This is a genomic window from Microbacterium sp. ABR10 (genome assembly GCF_057812175.1).
On the sequence record NZ_CM173821.1, the window covers coordinates 553,195 to 575,775 of the forward strand.

Sequence of the window (22,581 nt, forward strand, 5' to 3'; positions counted from 1 at the left end):
GCTCACAGCTCAGCGACCCGCTCAGATTTCAGAGAATTCCGACACAGGAGAACCAGTGCTCGAATCAACCACTTTCGATCAGATCCGTATCGGTCTGGCCACCGCCGACGACATCCGTCGTTGGTCCTTCGGTGAGGTCAAGAAGCCCGAGACGATCAACTACCGCACGCTGAAGCCCGAGAAGGACGGCCTCTTCGGCGAGCAGATCTTCGGGCCCTCCCGCGACTGGGAGTGCGCCTGCGGCAAGTACAAGCGCGTGCGCTTCAAGGGCATCGTCTGCGAGCGCTGCGGCGTCGAGGTCACCAAGAGCTCGGTGCGTCGCGAGCGCATGGGCCACATCGAACTCGCCGCGCCCGTCACGCACATCTGGTACTTCAAGGGCGTTCCCTCGCGCCTGGGCTACCTGCTCGACATGGCGCCGAAGGACCTCGAGAAGGTCATCTACTTCGCCGCCTACATGGTGATCTCGGTCGACGAGGATGCTCGTCACCGCGACCTCGCCACGCAGGAGAACAACATCCGTCTCGAGCTGAAGACGCTCGGCGACCGCCGCGATGCCCGCATCGCCGCCCGCCTGGCCAAGCTCGAGGAGGAGCTCGCCGCCCTCGAGGCGGAGGGCGCCAAGGCTGACCAGAAGAAGAAGGTCAAGGACGCCGCCGAGAAGGACATGACGTCGGCTCGCAAGAACGCCGACGAGCAGATCGCCAAGCTCGAGCGCGTGTGGGAGGACTTCCGCACGCTCGAGGTGGGTGCCCTGAAGCCCGAGGACGACGTCTTCCACGAGCTGCAGGACCGCTTCGGTCAGTACTTCGAGGCGCACATGGGTGCCGAGTCGATCAAGCGTCGCCTCGAGGCCTTCGATCTGGCCGCCGAGAGCGAGAACCTGCACCTGCAGATCTCCGAGGGCAAGGGTCAGCGCAAGATCCGTGCGATCAAGCGCCTGAAGGTCGTCAACTCGTTCCTGCAGACCGGCATGTCGCCGGCCTCGATGGTGCTCGACGTCGTTCCGGTCATCCCGCCGGAGCTTCGTCCGATGGTGCAGCTCGACGGTGGCCGTTTCGCCACCAGCGACCTGAACGACCTCTACCGTCGCGTGATCAACCGCAACAACCGCCTCCGTCGCCTGATCGACCTCGGTGCCCCCGAGATCATCGTCAACAACGAGAAGCGCATGCTGCAGGAGGCCGTCGACGCGCTGTTCGACAACGGCCGCCGTGGTCGCCCCGTCACCGGTACCGGCAACCGCGCCCTGAAGTCCCTGAGCGACATGCTCAAGGGAAAGCAGGGTCGCTTCCGCCAGAACCTGCTCGGAAAGCGCGTGGACTACTCGGGTCGTTCCGTCATCATCGTCGGACCCCAGCTCAAGCTCCACCAGTGCGGTCTGCCCAAGCAGATGGCCCTCGAGCTGTTCAAGCCATTCGTGATCAAGCGCCTGATCGATCTCGGTCATTCGCAGAACATCAAGGCCGCCAAGCGCGCCGTCGAGCGCTACCGTCCCGAGGTCTGGGACGTGCTGGAAGAGATCATCCGCGAGCGCCCCGTGCTGCTGAACCGTGCACCCACCCTGCACCGTCTCGGCATCCAGGCGTTCGAGCCCCAGCTCGTCGAGGGCAAGGCGATCCAGCTGCACCCGCTCGTGTGCGCGGCGTTCAACGCCGACTTCGACGGTGACCAGATGGCCGTGCACCTTCCGCTGTCGGTCGAGGCTCAGGCCGAGGCCCGCGTGCTGATGCTCGCCTCGAACAACATCCTGAAGCCGTCGGACGGCCGTCCGGTGACCCTGCCCTCGCAGGACATGATCATCGGTCTGCACCACCTGACCACCCTCAAGGAGGGGGCTGCGGGCGAAGGCCGTGCGTTCGGTTCGGTGGGCGAGGCGATCCTGGCCAAGGACGAGGGCACCCTCGACCTGCAGGCCAAGGCGCGCATCCGCATCCCCGGCCTCACGTTCCTCGAGGGCCAGGCGCCCGAGGGCTACGAGAAGCACGGTCTCGTCGACGCGTCGCTCGGTCAGGCGATCTTCAACGACACCCTCCCCAAGGGCTACCCGTTCGTGCGCGAACAGGCCGACAAGGGCAAGCTGTCGCAGATCGTCAACAAACTGGCCGAGGAGTACCCCAAGGTCGAGGTTGCGGCATCGCTCGACCGCATCAAGGACGCCGGTTTCTACTGGGCCACCCGTTCGGGTGTCACGGTGGCACTGAGCGACATCCTCACGCCGCCGAACAAGGCCGAGATCGTCGCGGGCTACGAGAAGCAGGCCGCGAAGGTCCAGGGCCAGTACGAGAAGGGCCTCACCACCGACGCCGAGCGTCGTCAGGAGCTCATCAAGATCTGGACCGAGGCCACCGACGAGGTCCAGAAGGCGATGCGGGACAACTTCCCCGCCGACAACACCATCAACCGCATGGTCTCGTCGGGCGCCCGTGGTAACTGGCTGCAGATCCGCAACATCGCGGGTATGCGAGGCCTGGTGAACAACCCCAAGGGTGAGATCATCCCGCGTCCGATCATCTCCTCGTACCGCGAGGGTCTGTCGGTCGCCGAGTACTTCATCGCGACGCACGGTGCCCGTAAGGGTCTGGCCGACACGGCCCTCCGTACGGCCGACTCGGGGTACCTCACCCGTCGTCTGGTCGACGTCTCGCAGGATGTCATCATCCGCGAAGAGGACTGCGGCACGTCGAAGGGCCTCGAGCTCCCGATCGCCGCGGCCGACTCGGCCGGTGCGCTGGTCAAGGACGCCAACGTCGAGAACTCGGTGTTCGCTCGCACGCTCGCCACGGCGGTCGTCGACGCGCAGGGCACCGTGCTGGCCGAGGCCGGCGACGACGTGGGCGACGTGCTCATCAACAAGCTGGTCGAGGGCGGTGTGGAGTCGATCAAGGTCCGCTCCGTGCTGACCTGCGACTCGGCCGTCGGTGTGTGCGCGAAGTGCTATGGCCGATCGCTGGCCACCGGCAAGATCGTCGACATCGGCGAGGCCGTCGGCATCATCGCGGCCCAGTCGATCGGTGAGCCCGGTACCCAGCTGACGATGCGTACCTTCCACACCGGTGGTTCCGCCTCGGCAGACGACATCACGCAGGGTCTCCCCCGCGTGCAGGAGCTGTTCGAGGCCCGTACCCCCAAGGGTGCGTCGCCGATCGCCGAGGCCGACGGCCGCATCACGATCGACGAGACCGACAAGGCCAAGAAGGTCATCCTCACGCCTGACAACGGCGACGAGCCGGTGGTCTACCCCGTCCTGAAGCGTGCGACGCTCCTGGTCGAGGACGGACAGCACGTCGTCGTCGGTCAGCCGATCCTCGTCGGAACGCTCGACCCCAAGGAGGTCATGCGCGTGCAGGGTGCCCGCGAGGTGCAGAAGTACCTCGTCAACGGCGTCCAGGGCGTGTACCGCTCGCAGGGTGTGCCGATCCACGACAAGCACATCGAGGTCATCGTCCGACAGATGCTCCGCAAGGTCACCGTCGTCGACCACGCCGACACCGACCTGCTGCCCGGTGAGCTGGTGGACTTCAAGCGCTACCAGGCCATCAACCGCGAGGCGGTCGGCGAGGGCAAGCGTCCCGCGTCGGGTCGTCCCGAGCTGATGGGTATCACGAAGGCGTCGCTCGCGACGGAGTCGTGGCTCTCGGCCGCGTCGTTCCAGGAGACCACCCGCGTCCTGACGCAGGCGGCCATGGAGGGCAAGAGCGACCCGCTCGTCGGCCTCAAGGAGAACGTCATCATCGGAAAGCTCATCCCCGCCGGAACCGGACTTGCGAAGTACCGCAACGTCACGGTCGAGGCGACGGAGGAAGCGAAGAGCGAGCGGTACCCCAACCGCATCTTCGCTTCGGACGGCGCGTACAGCGACGCCGACCTGAGCTACGTCGACTTCGACAGCTTCTCGACGGACGACTTCACGCCCGGCACGTACAACTGATCGAGGCGTGAGGGAGCGAGTTCGCTCGCTCCCTCACGCCGGACGGATGCCACGCCCCGGCGCGGCATCCTGATCCTCGAAGGCCCCCGGCTCGCGCCGGGGGCCTTCGTCGTGTCCGACGATCGGTGCCCGCCGGTGCTTGCGGCGTGTCGGGAAGCGGGTGCGGCGGGGGAGTGCGCCTACCGTTGAAGAGGAGGAACGCATGGCCCGCATCGGTGGACGCAGCCTGTGGCTGGCATGGCCGGCCGGGCTTTTCTGCATGGCGGCGGTCGTGGGGCTGGGTGTGCTCGCGGCCCCCGGGGTGCCGGGTACCGTCGCGTTCGTCGGGGATACCCTCCGCGCCGCCACCGGAACGCCCACCGCGGGAGAGGCCGAGCCCGTGGCTCCCGCCACCGACTGCCGCCATCTGTACGCGCAGCCGATGTGGTCAGCGCTGGTGTGGTCGCCGGAGGCGTTGCTGTCGCAGCGCCGCACGCCACCGTTGTCCACCGTCGAGGCGGTCGCCGCGGCGGGGCCCACGACGGTCGTCACGTGTCATTGGAGGGGTGTCGGCGGTCGCTTCCTCGAGACGACGGTGTCGACCGTGTCGGTGGAGGGCGCCTCCACCGTGGCCGCGACGCTGGCTGCGCAGGGGTTCGCGTGCGAGACGGCGGCCGACGCCACCCAGACTGACGTGACGCATTGCGAGCGCACCTCGGGGGACGTGAAAGAGGTGCACGATCTGAGGGGTGACCGGTGGGTGTCGTCGACCCTCAGCGGATGGGAGCCGGTCGGCTACGCCGCGACCGTGGCATCCCATGCCTTCTTCGGCGAGTGACGCCGCACCACGTCACCCGAAGATCGAGGCGATGATGCTCGCGGTGTACCCCGTGGGGGCGAGGTTGGAGTACTGCGTGTCGATGAGCACGTCGTCGCGCCAGTAGAGCGTGCGCCCGTCGTTGACCGGGTAGGTGGCGTTGATCCACGTCTTCTCGCAGCGGGTACCGCCGTCGGGGGTGTAGCAACTGAACCCCTGCGTGGCGACCAGATCGTTGAGCATGTCGAGCGCGGGCCCCCGGTTCATGCGGGAGATCGTGGTGGAGAGCCCCGTCGTGTCAGCGGCGGGATCGCGCCAGATGCACGTGATCGAGCCGTCGGGCTGCACCCCGGAGGGACCCAGCGCCGGGTCGTTCAGCGGGATGGTACCCAACTGGGCGAGGACGTCGGCCGAGAGCATCGCCTTGCAGTCGGCGGGGAGCCGGACTTCGGTGGGTGCCCGCGAGAAGGTCGGGATGTTCGATGGGGTGGGGGAGGACGAGACGGACGGCGAGGGGGCGGGAGCCGCCTGCTCGGCGGCGGGGGCGCACGCGGTCAGCGCGAGCACGGCAGCACCGACGAGCACCGCGGGAACGGCGGGGCGGAGCGGGCGACGAGACATGGGAACACCCTAAGCCGAGGTTCCGACACGGTCGAGACGCATTCCGTCGGCACGCCTACGCGACGGTCCGCCGCCCGCGGGATAGCCTGACGCCGCAATCACCGCGTGAGGAGACCCCATGAGCGACAACACGTCGGGCAGCGACCGCGTCGCTGGACGGACGGATTCGTACGGCGACCCCGTCGTCGAACCGAAAGACGACGCGCAAGACGTCGTCGGGCGGGCCCACGAGGGACTCGCCGACGCCGAGGCCGCCCGTCGCGACGCCGTCGACCCGCAGACGGCCGAGGCCGCCTGGCACGAGCGGGAACAGCACGAGCACGACGCCGCCGCCGCAGTCTCCGATCGCCGCGATCACACGGCGCCGGTCGTCCACGACGCCTCGCCCGTCGAGCCGCAGACGGCGCCGGCCGCTGTCCCCGCGTCGTCGTCGGTCGACCTCGACGACGAGGACGCGCGCTGGGCCGCCTACGCCGCCTCCGCTGAGCCGGAGCGCCAGGCCGCGCCGTACACGCGCCACGACGACGACGCGCGGACCACGGTCTCGCCGGTCGCCGAGACGGCCGTCACGGCAGGAGCCGGTGCTGCCGTGGCCGGTGCGGGTACCCCCGCGTCGACGCCCGCGTCAGAAGAGCCCACCCGCGCGTTCGGCACACCGCAGCCCATCTTCGTACAGGCCCCCGAGGCTCCCCGGCCGCGCGGCAACCGCGGCGCCGCCGGGGCGATCGGTCTGCTCGCGGCTCTCGCCTTCGCCGTGCTGTACCTCGCCGCGACTCTCGGCCTGCGACTGCTGACCGACGGGCTGCAGATCGCCGAACTCGGGTCGGCTGCCCTGTCGTCGCTCACCACGTGGGGCCTGTGGATGCCGACGGTGGCGTTCTTCTTCGGCTTCTGGTTCCTGGGCGCCCTGATCAATCGGGGCCGTTGGGGTCACTGGGTGGTGTGGGGCCTGGTCGTCGGCGTCGTCGCCTGGGTCGGGCACCTGCTCGGTGTGCTCATCGCCGCGCCGTTCTGGATGATCACCGGGCGCGAGTCGGCCGACCTGCTGCTCGACAACGTGCTCGCTCCGCTGGCGATCGTGGCCTTCGTGCTCGGCCGCGAGCTCACCATCTGGTTCGGGGCGTGGGTGGCCGCCCGCGGTCGCCGCGTGACCGAGCTCAACGCCGAGGCGCAGCGCGAGTACGAGCGCACCCTCGAGGCCGGCCCGCAGCTCTCGCAGCGCTGAAACGGATGCCATGACGAATGAGCCGCGACCGGCGGGGGTGACCCCGCCGGTCGCGGTCGTTTTCGCCTCCGTCGTCTTCATCGCGCTCTCGATCGCCTCGCTGGGGGTGGCGAGCCTCGTCCTCGACGCCGATGTCATTCCGGTGCGCGGGCTCGGTGCGGTGCCGGGCGTGATCGGACAGGTGGCCGCCCTCGGCTCCTTCGCAGGCGCGCTTCTCTGGGGCCTACGGGCCGTCCCGCCGAGCTTCCTCACCGCCGTTCCGTGCGCGATCGCGGCGTACGTGGGCGAGATCGTCGGTGTCGTGATCGGGGCCCTCGTCAGTGGCGCCGATCTCGCGCGCGGCGTCGCGGCCGCGGGCAGCGTCGCCGTGGGCTTCGCCGGTCCGGTCGTTGCGGCGGTGGGTCTTCTGGCGGCGCTGTTCGGGGTGCTCCTCGCACGTGCGCGCACGAGCGGACCGCGGTGGAAGTGGGAGGACGACGACGACGCGCCCTGAGGCACGGCATCCGGGTGTCACACGCCCTCCTGACGCGCGGGGACCGTGGCGTCCGAGAGTTCCCGGGCGTGTCGGGCTAGCGTAGGACCGTGGAGCGGTCGCTCGAGAGCCAGGTCGGTCAGGCGGTGGATGCCTGGCTGCGTTGGCTGCCCCGGTGGGAGCCGGCGAACCACCGTGGGCGCGTCGCTCCGTGTCGCCGTTGCTTCGGCTCGCCCGTGCTCTCGGCCGCCGGGTTGGGCTCGGATGTGCCTCACGGCGTCCAGCACGGGCTCTCCACCCGCGTGAAGGGCATCGTCGATCACGCCGTCGCCGACTACACCGCCCGCAACCTCCCCATGCTCCAGGCCGAGCTCGACCAGCAGTCCGAGCGCAACCGGCGCCGCTCCTACCGCCCCTCCGAGGGTCTCGAGCCCGAGTTCGAAGGCATGCCGCTCGACCCCGATCCCGAGCCCGGCTCGCCGTTCCTGTTCACCCTGACCGGCCTGGCCGCCGAAGAAGATGCCGAGCTCCCGGCTCTTCCCCCGCTCTCGGATGCCGCCAAGGCGGCGCTCCGCCAGGAGGTCGGGCTGGCCGACGATTACGCGAACATGATCGGTCGCGAGGTGTGCTCGATCCTGCTCCACCACCGCCTGCGCATCCAGTCGGCCGTCGCGGAGTACGTAGAGCCGCAGATCGCGGCGCTCCTCGACGACCTCACGCGTTCGCTGGACGCGCCGTTCGATCCCCGGGAGTCCGAGCCCCCCGCATCGTGAACCGCCTGTGTACAGACGGCGGGCGCGATCATGCTGTTTTGTTAGCATCGTCGGGTCGTTCGCCAGTGGTGTCGCGGACGCATCGTCCGGAGGGAGCTCGATGCCGCAGCGGCTCCCCTCGTCGCCGCCCATCCTGCCCGGGCTCGCGTACATCCGTCCCCTCGGCTCCGGTGGCTTCGCCGACGTCTTCCTCTACGGGCAGGATATGCCCCGCCGTGACGTGGCCGTGAAGGTCCTGCCCAGCGACGTGCGAGATGCCGATCTGCTGCGCATGTTCAACGCCGAGGCCGACGTGCTCGCTCATCTGTCGGCCCACCCGTCGATCGTCACCGTCTACCAGGCGGGGATCTCGGCCGACGGTCGGCCCTACATCGTCATGGAGTACTGCCCGGGCTCGCTTGCCCAGCGTTTCCGGGTGGAACGGATGCCGCTGGCAGAGGTGCTGTCCATCGGCGTGCGCATGTCGGGGGCGCTCGAGTCGGCGCATCACGCGGGCCTCATCCATCGCGACGTCAAGCCGAGCAACATCCTCGTCACCACCTTCGGCGCCCCCGTGCTCGCCGACTTCGGCATCTCCTCGTCGCTGGTGCGGCAGGGCGCCGACGAGATGCTGGCGATGTCGGTGCCGTGGAGCGCGCCCGAGGTCGTCGCCGAGCAGACCGCGGGAACCGTCGCGAGCGAGGTGTGGAGCCTCGGGGCGACCGTGTACTCGCTGCTGGCCGGACACAGCCCGTTCGAACGCCGCGAGAAGGGGCAGAACTCGCGGGAGCAGCTGCGCCGACGCATCGCACGGGGGTCGTACACCGACGTCGCCCGTGCCGACGTCCCGGCGGGCCTGCAACGGGTGCTCGCGCGGTCGATGTCGCGCAACCCCTCCGATCGACACGCCAGCGCGCGCGAGTTCGGCGAGGCGTTGCAGACGGTGCAGGCCGAGATGGGCCTGCCCGCGACGCCCCTCGAAGTCCCCGCCGCAGAGTGGGCGCCCGCCGCCCGTGCGGTCGACTTCGCCGACGGAACACTGCGAGGACCGGCCCGCTCGCATATCGAGCGCGAGGGCGCGCGCAAACACCGCGCCTCGTCGGGGGTCGCCGGCTACGCCCGCGACGAAGACACCGACATCGCCGCACCCGCGTCGAAGACGTTCCACCCGCTGCCCTGGGTGCTCGCGGCGGCCACGGCCGTGACGGCGGGCGCCGTCGTCGTGGCGGCCCTTCACGCCACGGGCGTGCTCCGATGAAGCGCAGCACCGTCGCCGGCCTGACCGCCGCCGTGGTGTCGGCGGCGCTGGTGGTGACGGCGAGTGTCGTCTGGCCCGGGCTCGACGCGCAGCAGACGCCCGAGGTCGACACCTCCGTCTGGGCGCTGCAGACGGGCGACGGCCAGCGCTACGCGCGCGTGAACACCGCCGTCGGCGAGCTCGACACCGTCCGCACGGCGGGCAACCCCAGCCAGGTGGCTCAGTCCGGCGACGGCGCGTACCTCTTCACCGACAGCTACAGCAAGCTCACGCGCATCGATGAGGCGTTGCCCGTCGATCTGCAGGAGGAGCAGCTGCAGGCCGCCCCCGACACACCGCCGGGGACCACCTCCGTCGTCACCGCCGGCGACTACGTCGTGTACCGCACCGATGCCGGGGCGCTTTTCGCCGGACGACTGAGCCGCGCCGATCAAGCGGCCGTCGAGCTCGGCCCCTTCGGTGCCGAGGGTGACGACGACGAGACCGCCTACGCGGCCGATGCCGTCACCCTTGATGACCGGGGGATGCTGTTCGCCTACTCATCGGCTGACTCATCGGTCCTGCGCTACGACATCGAGTCCGATGAGGTCCGGGGCCGCGACGACCTCGACGCCGACGTCACGTCGCCCGTCATCTCGGCGGCGGGCGATACCTGGGTGCTCGTCGACGCCGAAGCCGGGCGCGTGTGGGTCCGGGGTGGCGATCCCGTCGACATCGAGACCGGCGACCAGGTCGTGGTGGGTGATGCCGACCCCGACGCCCGTGCCGTCTACGTGGCCGACGATCAATCGTTGTGGACGATTCCCGCCGACGGCTCCGCGCCCCGGCGCGAAATGGGCGGCGGGGGCAATGTGCTGGGGCAACCCGCACGACCGGTCTGGCATCAGGGGATCGCCTACGCCGCGTGGCTGCTCCCGGGCGAAGCGCGCGGCACGCTGTGGCGATCCGACCAGGGCGAGACCGGTCTCGATTACGGCGGGGCGACGATGCCCGACCAGCGCCGACCGGTCTTCGTCGCGACCGCGCACGCGGTCATCCTGAACGAGACGCGCACGGGCTGGGTGTGGACGGTGCCCGACGGCTCGCTCGTCCCCTCGAGCCAGAACTGGTCGCTGGACGACCGGACCGAGCAGACCGCGGTGCAGAGCGAGGAGCAGCTCAGCGTCGTGCTCGACCCGAAGCCGCCCATCGCCGAACCGGATTCGTTCGGGGTGCGTCCGGGGCGCCTCGTCACGCTTCCCGTCCTGCTGAATGACCACGACCCCAACGAAGACGTGCTGAGCATCGTGGGCGAGAGCGTGACGGGCCTGGATCCCGGCTTCGGGTCCCTGTCTCTGACCGACTCCGGACAGCGGCTCGCGGTGCGGGTCTCGCCGACGGCCGTGGGCAGCGCGACCTTCACCTACGCGGTGACCGACGGCACCGCCGCAGAAGGGCTGACGTCCGCGCCCACCACGGTCACGCTCGCCGTGTCACCCGCCGACGGCAACGCGGCGCCGGTGTGGTGCGGTGTCACGGCCTGCCTGCAGCCCTGGCCCACCCCTGAGGTCGCCCGCGGAGGCACCGTCACCGTCCCCGTCCTCTCCGGCTGGGTCGACCCCGACGGCGACCCGCTCCTCCTGCTCTCCGTCGACAACCCGGGCGGCATCGGCACCGTCGCCGCCACGCCCGGCGGCGACATCGTCTACCAGCACGCCGACGACGGATCCGGCGGCGAGCAGAACGTCGAGCTCGACGTCACCGTCGCCGACACCCGTGGGGCGACGACCACGAAGCCCCTCCTCGTTCGCGTGGCGCCCGACCCGGCGCTCTCCGTGCAGTCCTTCGCCGTGGTCGACACCGTCGATTCCTCGATCTCGGTCGACGTCGGCCCCCACGTGACCGGCACCGCGGGTGACATCTCGCTGGCCTCCGTTCGCGTCGTCGACGGCGCGGCGGCGACCGCCACGGTCATCGGCGGCAGCACCGCCTTCGAGCTCACCGCGGCGCAACCTGGTGTCTACCGCGTCGACTTCACCGTCAACGGAGGAGGCCGCGACGCGAACGGGACGGCGCGCATCACCCTGCTGCCCGCCGATGCCCCGGCGCAGTTGTCCACCGCCCCGGTGGTGGCCTTCGTCCGGCCGCAAGAAGATGCGACCCTCGATGTCTTCCGCGCCGTGTCCAATCCGACGGGACGGGTGCTGCTGCTGAGCGAGGTGGACTCCGTCGCCGCAGAGGGCGCGTCGCTCACCGTCGACACGGTGGGCCAGAACGACCTCCGCGTCTCGGGGAGCACGGCCGACGGCGCGGCCGGCCTCCTCGGTACGGTGGGCTACACCGTCAGCGACGGCACCGATGACGAGGGTTCGCAGGTGACGGGGGAGGCGACGGTCTATCTGCTGCCGCCGGCGCCCGAGATCGCGCCCATCGCCGTCAACGACACCGTGACCGTCCGCGCCGGCGCGCAGATCGACATCCCCGTGCTCGACAACGACATCTCGCCCGCCGGCGGGCGTCCCACACTCGATCCCTCGAGCGTCCGGGCCACTCCTGCCGCCGACGGTCTCGCCTTCGCATCCGGCGGTCTGCTCCGTTACCTGGCGCCGACGACGCCGGGCGCCTACGAGGTCTCGTACCGCGTCTCGACGACCGGGACGCCGTCGCTGTGGGACGAAGCGACGGTGCGCATCACCGTCCTCGGCGACGAGGCGAACCGCGCGCCGCTCCCGGGCACGCTCGAGGGGCGTGTGCTCAGCGGCGGGACGACCACGATCGACTTCGACGCCTTCGCGGTCGACCCCGACGGCGACGCCGTGACGCTCGACCGCATCGTGACGCAGCCCGAGCGGGGGACGGCATCCGTGTCGCCCGACGGGGCATCGATCCTGTACTCCTCGCTCCCGGGAGACCGCGGCCAGGTGTCGCTGCGCTACCGCGTGTCCGATTCGGCGGGCGCCACCGGAGAGGGCACCGTCCGCATCGGCGTGCTGGATGCCGAGGCGAACCCGAGCCCCATCACCTTCACCGACTACGTGCAGGTGCAGGCGGGCGCCGACCGCACGGTGCGTGTCAGTCCTCTGGCGAACGACATCGATCCCACGCAGGGCCGTCTGACCCTCAGCGGCGTGCGCCCGGATCTCCCCGAGAGGCTCGTCGACGGCAGCGACAACCCGGAATACGAGCGCCTCGACGGCTTCATCGGCTCCGTATCCGACACCGCCGTCGTCCTCCGTGCGGGTGAGCAGCCGGGCACCCTGTCCTTCCTGTACGACGTCGCGTCGGATTCCGGCAACACCGGCCGCGGCCTGATCGTGGTGAAGGTCGTGCGCGAGAACGTGCCCGACTACCCGGTCGTCACCGACACGGTCTTGACGGTGGAGAATCGCGACGACTTCGCCGCCGGTGTCGACGTGATCTCCGGCAGGGCCACGTGGTCGGGTGGCGAGGTCAGCGACCTCGACGTGGCACTGTGGGGTGATCCGGTCGACGTCCGGCTGGAAGGCCGGCGCATCTCCGGCGCACTCCCGGCGACGCGCCGGGTCGTTCCGTTCGCTGTCACCGGTCGCGTGGGTGACGCCGATGTCACCACGTACGCCTTCCTCCGGGTGCCGGGCGACGACGATCTGAGCCTCTCGCTCCGACCGAACGCGGCACAGCGCGTCGACGAGGTCGCATCCGTTTCGTTCGATATGGCCTCTCTGGTCGCCCTCCCTCGCCGTGCGACGCTCGAGGTCGGCGCCGACGTCACCTCCACGGGCGTTCGAGCCGAGGGGCGATGCACGGTCGCGGGTTCCGTCGTCACGTACGACGCGGGCAGCGGCTCGCCATGGACCGACGCGTGCCGCGTCCCCGTCCGGGTGGCGGGCAGCGAGGAGTGGACGATGTTGTCGGTGCCGATCGGTGTCGTCGCCCGCAACCCTCAGCCCGAACTGCGGCCGGGCGCGCTCACGGTGGGTCCGGGGGAGACGGCCACCTTCGACCTGCGCAACATGACGTCCTGGCAGCTCGGCCGCGAAGACGCGGGGGGCGTGCGCTACGCGCTGGAGTCCTCGGGCTCGGCCTTCTCGGTGTCGCTCGACGGATCCGTCGTGACCGTGACGGGCGACGACCGCTCCCTGCCCGGGACCGAGAACGCCGCCGTCGTGTCGATCACGAGCCACGAGGCGGTGGCGCCGGCGCGTCTCGTGCTGCGCGTGGGCGCCGCGCCCTCGACCCTGCCCCAGGGAGGCACCACGTCGTCGCAGTGCTCCCAGGGCGCGGGAACGAGCTGCACCATCGAGGTCATCGGGATCCCGGGTGAGGTGAACCCCCTTCCGCGAACGCCGCTCGAGGTCGTGGCGGTCAGACCGACGGCCAGCTGCACGGGCGTGAGCTTCTCCGTCGCGTCGCCGACCAGCGTCGCAGCGTCGTGGAACGACGACACACCGGGTGCATCGTGCAGCGCCGGCGTGACCCTCCGCGATGCACAGGGACGAACGACCGCGTCCACCCGCGATGCCCGCGTCACCCTCGACCTGCTGGGCTACCCCCGCACCCCGGCGAGCGTGCGGCAGACCGCCTTCGCCGACGGGTCCCTGACGCTGCGCGTCGATCCGGGCGAGTCGGGACGCGCGTACCCGGGCCTCTCCGGCTTCACGGTGCGCACGGGCGGACAGACCGTGGGCCAGTGCGCGCCCGACGGATCGTGCCCGCCCATCTCGGCCCCGAACGGAGAGCAGCGGGAGTACGTCGTGACCGCGGTCAACGCCGTCGGCGAGTCCCGGGGAGCGGTGCGCACGACCGGGTGGGCTTACCGTCCGCCCGCCCAGCCGCGCGAACTGGCTTTCACCCCGGTGCAGACCGGTGGCGAGGGCAATGTCGCCGACCTGTTGATCAGCGGCGTCGACGGGTCGGAGACCGGCGCGCTCGAGATCTCCAGCCCGGTGGGACAGACCGTCCGCGTCGATGTCGGACGCAACCAAGACGAGGTGCAGGTGCGCCGGTTCGTCGTCGGGTCCAACACCGCCACCAGCATCACGATCCGCCCGATCTCGCGGTTCACCCTGCCGCCGGGACTCGGCGGAGCATCGAACGGGAGCGAGCTCGTCGGCACCGCGCACGGTGTGGGCGTCGCGCAGAACCTCGTTCTGAACCTCACGTCGCGTTCGACGGGCGACCAGCAGTCGACCGTCGTCGCCGAGGGCTCGGCCCAGCCCAACGGCACCGATGTCGAGCTGAAGTACGACATTTCGGAGGGGCGGTCCCGGTGCCAGCCGTCTTCGGATTCCGCGCGCGAGGAGTTCCCGAAACGCAACGACGGCGAGAGCTACGACTACACACTCTGCGTCGAGACGTTCTTCCGGGGCGAGTCCTACGGAGCGGTCGGCGTCAAGCAGAGTCTGAACGTCGCGCAGAACGACGCCGCCCCGGAGGGCTACACGTTCCGCGTCAACCCCGATGCAGAAGTCAAGGACAACACCGCGCGCTGGTTCTTCGATCGCAGGATCGAGGCGGGCACCCCGCCGCCGCGCAACAACAAGGTCGTGTACGACAACTGGGGTCCCGGATCCACCGTCTTCGGTCGCGACCCCAACATCCTCGTGTACTTCCAGCACGATAAGTGGGACACACGGTCTCAGCCCGGTCTGGTGAAGCCGGCCCAGGGCAGCGCTCCGTACCAGGTGCAAGCGTCGTGGAGCATCGCCAGTTGCGAGGGTGGCGGCAGACTCGTCGCAGAGGTCACGACGACCGACGGCGCGGGCATCGTTACCCCTATCTACGGCAACGTGGTGTACCGGGATGCGACTGGGACGCAGCTGCCGACGAACCCGGAAGACCCGACCCTCGTCCCGGTCGGCGCGACGACCGTCGACCGCGTCGGCGTCACGGTGGCCTGGTCCGATCCGGGGTGGAATCTGAACCCGAAGACCGTCGAGTTCGCCGGCACCTGCCGACCCGGCACGTCGAACCCCTGATTCCGAGCCGTCCCGGCATCCCTCCCCTCACAGCCAAGGAAGACGACATGACGATCACCCAGGAGCAGGCCACCTGGTTCTCCCAGACCTTCTCGCAGATCGCCGACAACGTCGAGCGCGCCGTGCTCGGTAAGCGTCACGTCGTCGAGCTCGTGCTGACGGCCATGCTCAGCGACGGTCATGTGCTGCTCGAAGACGTCCCCGGCACGGGCAAGACGTCGCTCGCGCGCGCCGTGGCGCAATCCGTGCAGGGCACGAACACGCGCATCCAGTTCACGCCCGATCTGCTGCCGGGCGACATCACCGGCATCACCGTCTACGACCAGAAGACCGGCTCGTTCGAGTTCCACACCGGCCCGATCTTCGCCAACATCGTGCTCGCCGATGAGATCAACCGCGCGAGTCCCAAGACCCAGTCGGCACTGTTGGAGGTCATGGAGGAGGGCAGCGTCACCATCGACGGTGTCTCGCGTCAGGTGGGGGTGCCGTTCCTCGTACTGGCGACGCAGAACCCCGTCGAGCAGGCCGGTACCTATCGTCTCCCCGAGGCGCAGCTCGATCGGTTCCTCCTGCGCACCTCGCTCGGGTACCCCGACCACGCCGCAACCGTCCGCATCCTCGACGGAGCGGCGGTCGCCACCGCCGAGCTGCGCGCCATCATCACCCCGCAGGCACTCGTCGGCATGGCCGACCTCGCGGCATCCGTGTACGTCGACGCGCTCGTGCTCGACTACATCGCCCGTCTCGTGGATGCGACCCGAACGGCCGACGAGGTGCGGCTCGGCGTCAGCATCCGCGGCGCTCTCGCCCTGACCCGGGCGACGCGTGCCCGAGCGGCCGCGAAGGGCCGCACATACGTGACTCCCGACGACGTCAAAGCCCTCGCCGTCGCGGTGCTCTCGCATCGCCTGATCCTCCACCCCGAGGCCGAATTCGACGGGGTGACCCAGGAGGCCGTGATCGGCCAGGTCCTGCTCGACACGCTTCCGCCCACGCAGCGCGAGAGCGCGTGACGATGGCCCGTACCCCGACGGCCCATCCGGCGACGGGAGGTGACGCGTGCCCGATGCCGATCTCACCGAATCGCGCCTGACACGAACGTCTGCCGGTACGCTGCGGACCGGCTCGCGCACGTCGGTCACCTCGACGTCGGTCCGCCGTCAGCGCCGGATGGTGCGCGCCGTGGTGCGGGCGACGGAGCTGTGGCGGGCCCTCACCGACGCCGTCGTGACGGCCGCGCGGTGGGCTGGTCGAACGGTGCGCCCGGCCGGCGCCGTCGTGGTCGCCGCGGCCACGATCGGGCTGATCCTCGGCGTCGTGTTCGGATGGGTCGAGTGGATGGTCGCGGGGGCCGCCGCGCTCCTGCTGCTGGCCATGAGCGTGCCGTTCCTCTTCGGCGCCCGCGCCTACGACGTCGACCTCACGCTGCAGCACGAGCGCGTGGTCGCCGGCCACGGCGTGACGGGCCAGGTCGTGGTGCGCAACGACGCTGCGCGCGCCGCCCTGCCCGGGCGACTCGACATCCCGGTGGGGCGCGGGCTGGTCGAGTTCGGCGTGCCCTTCCTGCGTCCGGGACACGCCACGACCGAGCCGCTGCAGATCCCTCCGCTGCCCCGCGGCGTCGTCCGGATCGGTCCTGTGACGACCGTGCGGAGCGACCCGGTGGGGTTACTGCGGCGCGAGCACGCTTTCGACGACGTGCACGACCTCTTCGTGCACCCGCGCACCGTCGCCCTCCCCTCGACCAGCGCCGGTCTGATCCGCGACCTCGAGGGGAGCGCGACGCGTCGCCTCGTGGATGCCGACATGTCGTTCCACGCAATCCGCGAGTACGTCCCCGGCGACGCGCGCCGCCAGGTGCATTGGAAATCCACCGCCAAGACCGGGCGTCTCATGGTCCGCCAGTACGAGGAGTCCCGCCGCTCCCGCATGGCGGTCGTGCTCGCCGCGGCGACACCGGAGTATGCGGATGCCGATGAGTACGAGCTCGCCGTCTCCGCGGCCGCCTCCCTGGGCCTCCGCGCCGTTCGCGATGCCCGCGACGTCGACGTCGTCACCGGTTCCGAGATCCCCCGCGTGGTGAAGGGGCGCCTCCGCGCGATCCGCCACCTTCCAGTGGTGTCGCCGCGGGCGATGCTCGACGGCTTCAGCGGCCTCGATCGTCACGACAACACCATGCCCGTAGAAGACGTCTGCCGACTGGCGTCCGAGGCCGGCGAACGTCTGTCGATCGCGTTCGTCGTCGTGGGTTCGGCCGTGCCCCTGGCGCGCCTGCGGCAAGCGGCCCTGGCCTTCCCCGTCGACACCGCCGTGGCGGCCGTGATCTGCGACGAACGCGCGCACCCGCGCATGCAGAGCGTGGCGGGCCTAACCGTGCTGACCATCGGTACGCTCGACGACCTGTCGGGGCTGCTGGTGCGGGGGGCGGCTTCGTGAGCGCGCGCCGTGGTGCGCGCGCAACGGCGGGCGGTCGCGAGCCGTCGGCAACGCCCCGCCTGGCCGCAGGCGCGATCTACACGGTGGTGTGCGTGGTCCTCGCCGCGGTCGCCGCGTGGCCGGTGTACGCGACGGGCGCGTTCCTCCTGCTCGTCGTGGTCTCCGCCGTCGTTGCGGCGGGGGTCGTCGCCCTCGTCTCCCGGCGAGCCGGGGGAGGGTGGGCGCTCACTGCCGCGCTCGCGGCGGCTTTCACCGTGCTCGCCGTCCCTGTGGGAGTGCCTTCGCGGATGACCTCGGTCCCCGAGGGGATCAGGGGCCTCGGCGAGGCCTTCGCCGGCGTGGTCGTCGCATGGAAAGACCTCGTCACCGTCGACCTGCCGGTCGGGGCCTACCGCAACCTGCTCGTCCCGGCGCTCGTCGTCTTCCTCGTGGGCACGGCGGTGACGCTCGCACTCTCGGTCCGCTCCGACCGTCGAGCACTCGCCGCCGTGATCCCGGGCTCGGCCATGACGGGGTTCGGGCTGTTCTTCGGACGCAGCGCGACGAGTGCTGCGCTGTCGCTCGGGCCGGTCGAGGTCGCGGCGCCGGTCGAGACGGCGGTCGGGCTCGGAGCGCTCCTCGCAGCGGTGCTGTGGCTGGTCTGGCGCGCCCGCGATGAGCGTGTTCGCGCGCTGTCGAGGGCGAGCGCCCGGTCGGCCGTGAATGTCGGGCGGGGACCGTCGCCGGCCGACCGCCGACGAGCAGTCCTGGGCGTCGCCATGCTGGCCGTCGCGGTGGTCGTGACCGTGGCCGTCGTCCCCTGGCTGGCGCGCGACGCCGACCGTCGGGTTCTCCGGTCGGTGGCCGGACCCGACCGGCAGATCGCCGAGGCGGTGAGTCCGCTCGCCGCTTACCGCGCCCTGTTCTCCGACGCCCGCTCCGACGACGTCCTGTTCCGCGTCACGAGTCCCGGGGGCGCCGGCGAGCTCCCCGAGCGCATCCGCATCGCAACCCTCGACACGTACGACGGCGAGATCTTCCGCGCGTCCGGCGATTCGGGGGGAGGCTTCGTCAGGCTGCCGTCGTCCCGCGACGCCGGCGAAGGCCGTGCGGTCGACGCCGACGTCGAGATCGTGGACCTCGGTGGATTGTGGATGCCGACGGCCGGGCGGTTGTCGGGGGCGACGTTCGAGGGCGACCGTCGGACGCTGCTCGCCGATCGGTTCTACTACAGCGCCGACGCACAGGCCGGCGTGCAGATCGCCGATGGCGGCTTGCGCCCGGGCGACCGATACCGCCTCGACGCCGTGGAGCCCGCGGGTGCCGACCTGGGGTCGCTCTCGCCCCCCGGTGACTCCGCCGGGACAGCCGGCGGCGACAACCTGCGCCGGTGGGTGGAGCAGAACGCCTCGGGGTCGGGCGGGGCGGCGCTGCAGGGGCTCGTGCAGCTGCTGCGTGAGCGCGGCTATCTCAGCCACAGCCTCGCCCTCGAGGGATCCGCCCCGCCGAATTGGACGGAGGACTTGCCGGGTTATCGACTCCAGCCGAGCGCCTCGGGCCACTCGATCGCCCGTATCGACCGCATGTTCGAGCGGCTTCTGGAGCGCGAAGACGATCCGCGCGCCGCCGCCTCCGACAACTTCGTCGCCGCGGTCGGCGATGACGAGCAGTTCTCGGTGGCGACGGCGCTCATCGCTCACGAACTGGGTTTCCCCGCCCGCGTCGTCGTGGGGGCGCGCGTGAGCTCCACCGACACCTCGCTCTCGACCTGCGACGCAGGGGAGTGCCGCGCGCGCGATGTGACCGCCTGGACCGAGGTGCAGGGCTCCGACGGTCGCTGGACGCCGGTCGACGTGACACCGCAGTGGGAGAAGTCGCCGAGCCTGGAGGTCACCCAGCAGCAGGACCCGGAGAACGTCACCGAGGTCCGGCCCGACACCGCCGAAGAGGTCGTCCCGCCCGAGCCGGTGCAGGAGGACGATGCGCTCGATGACGACGAGCGCGCCGACGACGGTGTCGATCTCGCCTGGCTGTGGGCGCTCGCGCGGATCGGCGGAATCGTGCTGCTCCTGCTCCTCATCGTGTTCGGCCCGTTCCTGACGGTCATCGTCGCCAAGCTGCTGCGCCGGCGCGGTCGTCGACTCGACCCCGACCCGCGCTCGGCCATCGCCGGCGGCTGGGACGAGTACGTCGACTCCGCCCTCGATTCCCGACGTACCCTGCCCCGCGCACCGACCCGTCGCGAAGTCGCCGATGTCCTGGCGACCCCCGGCGGAATCCGTCTGGCCGACGATGCGGATCGGGCGGTGTTCTCGCCGGGTGCGGTGACCGCTGACGAGGCCGCGGCCTTCTGGCGCATCGTCGATGAGGAACGGCGCGCCCTGCGCAGACGCCAGAGCATGTGGCAGCGGGTACGCTCCGCCGTATCGTTGAGATCGTTCCTGGGGTTCCTCGCCCCGGGCCGTCGGCGGCGAAGGCCGCCGCACCGCCACGAGAGGGGGAAGCGTTCCACCGTCCAGGTGGAGCGCGACACGACATGACCGATTCGACGATGGTGATTCTCGGGATGACGTCGCTCGCGCTCGTCGTCGTGCTGTACGTCTGGTTCGCACTCGCCCTGGCGGCGATGTTCCGCAAGATGGATGAGCCGGCGTGGAAGGCGTGGGTGCCGGTCCTGAATGTCGCGACCGTGCTCCAGCGGGGCGACTTCTCGCCATGGCTGGTGCTGTTGAACGTCGTGCCGCTCTTCGGAGCGATCGCCTTCTTCATCGTGTTCGTCGTCGCCGTTCACCGCATCACGACAGCCTTCGGCGGCGGTACCGGGCTCACGGTGGTGGGTGCGCTGTTCCCCGTCGTCTGGGCCAGCATCCTCGGGTGGGGCGCGGCGCGGTGGTCGGGCCACGAGGGCGCCGGTCGCGTCGAGGAGCGCTCCGGTCCGTTCCGGCGCGGTACCGACGACGCGCCCGCCTACGTTCCGCTCGTGGGCGGGTGGACCCCGGATGCCGAGGGCGCATCGGACGCGTCGGGCTCGGCGCTGAGCCGCTGGACTCCGGATGCCGACGGCGCGACGAAGGCGCCGAGCTCGGCACGGAGCCGCTGGACCCCGGATGCCGCGGGTGTCACGGAGGCGCCCGGGCCCGAGCGTGGAGGGGCGCCATTCGTCCCCGTGTCCGAACCGGTCGTGGTGCCCTTCGCCGCGCCGTCCGTCTCGCTGGCCGATGCGGTTCCCTCGCCCGCCGATTGGTCGCGACCCGCCGATCCGGCGCCCGCGCTCTTCGCCGATCGCGACCGCGGCGACGACGATGCCCGCCCCGGACGAGCGGACGCGGCGCCCGACACGTCGGTGTCGGAGGTGCTCGACGCGCTGCGTGACGACCCCCGTCGCGGCTCGGGCGGTCTCCGACGCGGGCTCGCCGTGGATGCGCTCCAGGGCATGTCGGACCCTCGAGGCGAGAAGACACCCCCCGTCGCGGAGGGGGCGCCGAGCACCGCCGCCGGCCCGATCGTCGGGGCCGCGGTCGAGGGCCATGAATCCCTCGCCTCCCCGAGGCGCGAGCAGCCTGACGACCACGAGGGGACGGGCGCGGATGCCGAGCCGCCCGTCGCCCCGTGGGTCAGTCCCTCCCGGCGATCGCAGCGATCCGGCGGCGAGTCCACGGTGCCGATCGCCGACGTCCCCCTCACGCGCCCCTCGCCCGAGCCGGTGGCGGCCCCGCGACCGTCGATCGTCTCGCCCGGGGAGGAATTCCCCGAGCTGTCCGAGGCGGTGTCGGCCGTCGCCGAGCTGCCGGAGGCGGGGTCCCCCCGGTCCGCCCGCACATCGGTCTCGACCCTCTTCACGCAGTCCGAGTTGCCGGCCATCGCCGACGACGACGATGTGGACGCGCTCGATCGCACCGTCGTAACGCGCCGCAAGCGCATCCCGTGGATGCTGGTGCCGCCTGCGGGTGCGCCGGTCGCCCTGACGTCGGGAGTCGTGATCCTCGGGCGACGGCCGGGGCCGGATGCCGAGCACCCGGACGCGCAGCTCATCGCGATCTCGGATGAGACGCGGACGGTCTCCAAGACCCACGCGCGCCTCCAGCTGCGCGGAGAGGTCTGGTACGTCACCGACCTCGATTCGACGAACGGCGTCCTGTTCGCCACGCTCATGGGCACCGAGGTCGAGGCGCCGCCGGGGGAGGAGATCGAGGCCGGAGAACGGTTCTTCCTCGGTGACGCGGAGGTGCGATTGACGCGGAGCGACGCGTGAACGATCCCGACGGACACGACGACGACCCCGACGGCGTCACCCTCTGGTCCGGACGCCTGCGCGCGTGGCCGGCCGCGCCCGAACCCGACGGTAACGAGGACGACACGCTCAGTGCGCGTCGGACGACCTCCGGCGGCGGCGCGCCGCCGTCGCGCGCCGCCGAGAACGATGAGAGGCCGCCGTCGCACGGCGACACCGCGTCGCGCGCGGCCCGGCGCGGTGATGCCCCGCTCCCGCCGCCCGCGCTCGCCGACCAACGGCCCCCGTCCGCGCTCGACGACGTCACGGCGCCGTCGGTGCTCGATTCCGACACGGCGCCGTCGCGCTCACGGACACCGCACGCGGGGGCGGGGTTGTCGCCGCCGGGTGACACGTCGACGATCCCCGCCGCGATCGACGGGAGTCTGCCCGCGTCCGTCGCCGACACCTCGACGGTCCCGCGCGCGGGTGTCGAGCCGCGTCTGTCCGCATCCATCGCCGACACCGAGGAAGACTCCGGCCCCCGCGGCATCCGGCCGGTCGTCCCGGTCGTCGACGGAGAACCGCCGGCGCAGCGCGAGGCCCGATCGCCGGTCGCGCTTCGTCGGGAGTCCTACGCGCCGCGCGTAGACGAGCCCGCACGGGTCGCGCGAGCCTCCACCGGCGGCGCGATCCGATCGAGCGACGCCGCGCTCGTTCACCCCCGGCGGTCGCCGGGCCGGGTACGTCTCGTGGTCCTCGCAGCCGCGGTCGTCGCCGTCGTCGCGCTCGCAGCGGTCGGCGTCGCACTCCTTCTCGGGTAGGGCGCGGGCATCCGGCAGCTCCCGGTGCGATCGCTCTCGCGAATGTTTGCCGCACCCCTGGAGAACGCGTATCATTGAGCGGGTGTGCGTTCACGCGCGCCGTGCGTCATGCCCTCGGGCGTGCCACGCGGATCAACGCTC

Annotated in this window: 13 protein-coding genes; 12 read left to right on the forward strand and 1 reads right to left on the reverse strand. The window is 71.0% G+C overall.

What is annotated here, in order from left to right:
• The first annotated feature begins 55 nt into the window (after positions 1-55).
• Positions 56-3,931, forward strand: a complete 3,876-nt coding sequence (gene rpoC / locus ACXKZF_RS02420) for a DNA-directed RNA polymerase subunit beta' (RefSeq protein WP_055959364.1) — start codon at positions 56-58, stop codon at positions 3,929-3,931.
• A gap of 202 nt (positions 3,932-4,133) precedes the next feature.
• Positions 4,134-4,748 carry a hypothetical protein gene (locus ACXKZF_RS02425; protein ID WP_243222822.1) on the forward strand — a complete coding sequence of 205 codons (615 nt, stop codon included), beginning with the start codon at positions 4,134-4,136 and terminating at the stop codon, positions 4,746-4,748.
• A 12-nt stretch (positions 4,749-4,760) separates the two neighbouring features.
• On the opposite strand, the gene ACXKZF_RS02430 is transcribed toward ACXKZF_RS02425, so the two are convergent.
• Positions 4,761-5,348, reverse strand: a complete 588-nt coding sequence (locus ACXKZF_RS02430; RefSeq protein ID WP_488985292.1) for a hypothetical protein — start codon at positions 5,346-5,348, stop codon at positions 4,761-4,763.
• Positions 5,349-5,466: 118 nt separating this feature from the next.
• Here ACXKZF_RS02430 and ACXKZF_RS02435 point away from each other — a divergent pair, with 118 nt between their 5' ends.
• The 10 genes from ACXKZF_RS02435 to ACXKZF_RS02480 all read left to right on the forward strand — a co-directional run bounded on the left by ACXKZF_RS02435 (position 5,467) and on the right by ACXKZF_RS02480 (position 22,440).
• Positions 5,467-6,573 (forward strand): ABC transporter, encoded by a 1,107-nt coding sequence (locus tag ACXKZF_RS02435; RefSeq protein ID WP_488985293.1) that lies wholly within the window; start codon positions 5,467-5,469, stop codon positions 6,571-6,573.
• A 10-nt stretch (positions 6,574-6,583) separates the two neighbouring features.
• Positions 6,584-7,066: a DUF6121 family protein gene (locus tag ACXKZF_RS02440; protein ID WP_488985294.1), complete on the forward strand. Its 483-nt coding sequence runs from the start codon at positions 6,584-6,586 to the stop codon at positions 7,064-7,066.
• Positions 7,067-7,155: 89 nt separating this feature from the next.
• Entirely contained in the window at positions 7,156-7,818 is a 663-nt protein-coding gene (locus tag ACXKZF_RS02445; protein ID WP_055959355.1) for a hypothetical protein, read from the forward strand.
• 100 nt (positions 7,819-7,918) lie between these two features.
• Positions 7,919-9,055 (forward strand): serine/threonine-protein kinase, encoded by a 1,137-nt coding sequence (locus ACXKZF_RS02450; RefSeq protein ID WP_055959353.1) that lies wholly within the window; start codon positions 7,919-7,921, stop codon positions 9,053-9,055.
• A complete protein-coding gene (locus tag ACXKZF_RS02455) occupies positions 9,052-14,991 on the forward strand; it encodes an Ig-like domain-containing protein (RefSeq protein WP_488985295.1) in 5,940 nt (1,979 codons plus the stop codon). Before ACXKZF_RS02450 ends, ACXKZF_RS02455 begins: the two co-directional genes overlap by 4 nt.
• Positions 14,992-15,038: 47 nt before the next feature.
• On the forward strand, positions 15,039-16,004 hold the full coding sequence (locus tag ACXKZF_RS02460) for an AAA family ATPase (RefSeq protein WP_055959349.1): 966 nt from the start codon (positions 15,039-15,041) through the stop codon (positions 16,002-16,004).
• Positions 16,005-16,050: 46 nt separating this feature from the next.
• The gene (locus tag ACXKZF_RS02465; RefSeq protein ID WP_055959347.1) at positions 16,051-17,427 is read left to right on the forward strand and encodes a DUF58 domain-containing protein; all 1,377 of its coding nucleotides are present in this window, start codon (positions 16,051-16,053) and stop codon (positions 17,425-17,427) included.
• A complete protein-coding gene (locus ACXKZF_RS02470) occupies positions 17,424-19,946 on the forward strand; it encodes a transglutaminase TgpA family protein (protein ID WP_488985296.1) in 2,523 nt (840 codons plus the stop codon). The genes ACXKZF_RS02465 and ACXKZF_RS02470 overlap by 4 nt, the downstream gene beginning before the upstream one ends.
• The gene (locus ACXKZF_RS02475) at positions 19,943-21,658 is read left to right on the forward strand and encodes a DUF5684 domain-containing protein (protein WP_488985297.1); all 1,716 of its coding nucleotides are present in this window, start codon (positions 19,943-19,945) and stop codon (positions 21,656-21,658) included. Before ACXKZF_RS02470 ends, ACXKZF_RS02475 begins: the two co-directional genes overlap by 4 nt.
• Entirely contained in the window at positions 21,655-22,440 is a 786-nt protein-coding gene (locus ACXKZF_RS02480; RefSeq protein WP_488985298.1) for a hypothetical protein, read from the forward strand. The genes ACXKZF_RS02475 and ACXKZF_RS02480 overlap by 4 nt, the downstream gene beginning before the upstream one ends.
• The last annotated feature ends 141 nt before the right edge of the window (positions 22,441-22,581 follow it).

Coding starts and splice junctions, on each gene's coding strand:
- ACXKZF_RS02425 (WP_243222822.1), top strand. CDS start 4,134: ATGGCCCGCATCGGTGGACGCAGCCTGTGGCTGGCATGGCCGGCCGGG.
- ACXKZF_RS02430 (WP_488985292.1), bottom strand. CDS start 5,348: ATGTCTCGTCGCCCGCTCCGCCCCGCCGTTCCCGCGGTGCTCGTCGGT.
- ACXKZF_RS02435 (WP_488985293.1), top strand. CDS start 5,467: ATGAGCGACAACACGTCGGGCAGCGACCGCGTCGCTGGACGGACGGAT.
- ACXKZF_RS02440 (WP_488985294.1), top strand. CDS start 6,584: ATGACGAATGAGCCGCGACCGGCGGGGGTGACCCCGCCGGTCGCGGTC.
- ACXKZF_RS02450 (WP_055959353.1), top strand. CDS start 7,919: ATGCCGCAGCGGCTCCCCTCGTCGCCGCCCATCCTGCCCGGGCTCGCG.
- ACXKZF_RS02455 (WP_488985295.1), top strand. CDS start 9,052: ATGAAGCGCAGCACCGTCGCCGGCCTGACCGCCGCCGTGGTGTCGGCG.
- ACXKZF_RS02460 (WP_055959349.1), top strand. CDS start 15,039: ATGACGATCACCCAGGAGCAGGCCACCTGGTTCTCCCAGACCTTCTCG.
- ACXKZF_RS02475 (WP_488985297.1), top strand. CDS start 19,943: ATGACCGATTCGACGATGGTGATTCTCGGGATGACGTCGCTCGCGCTC.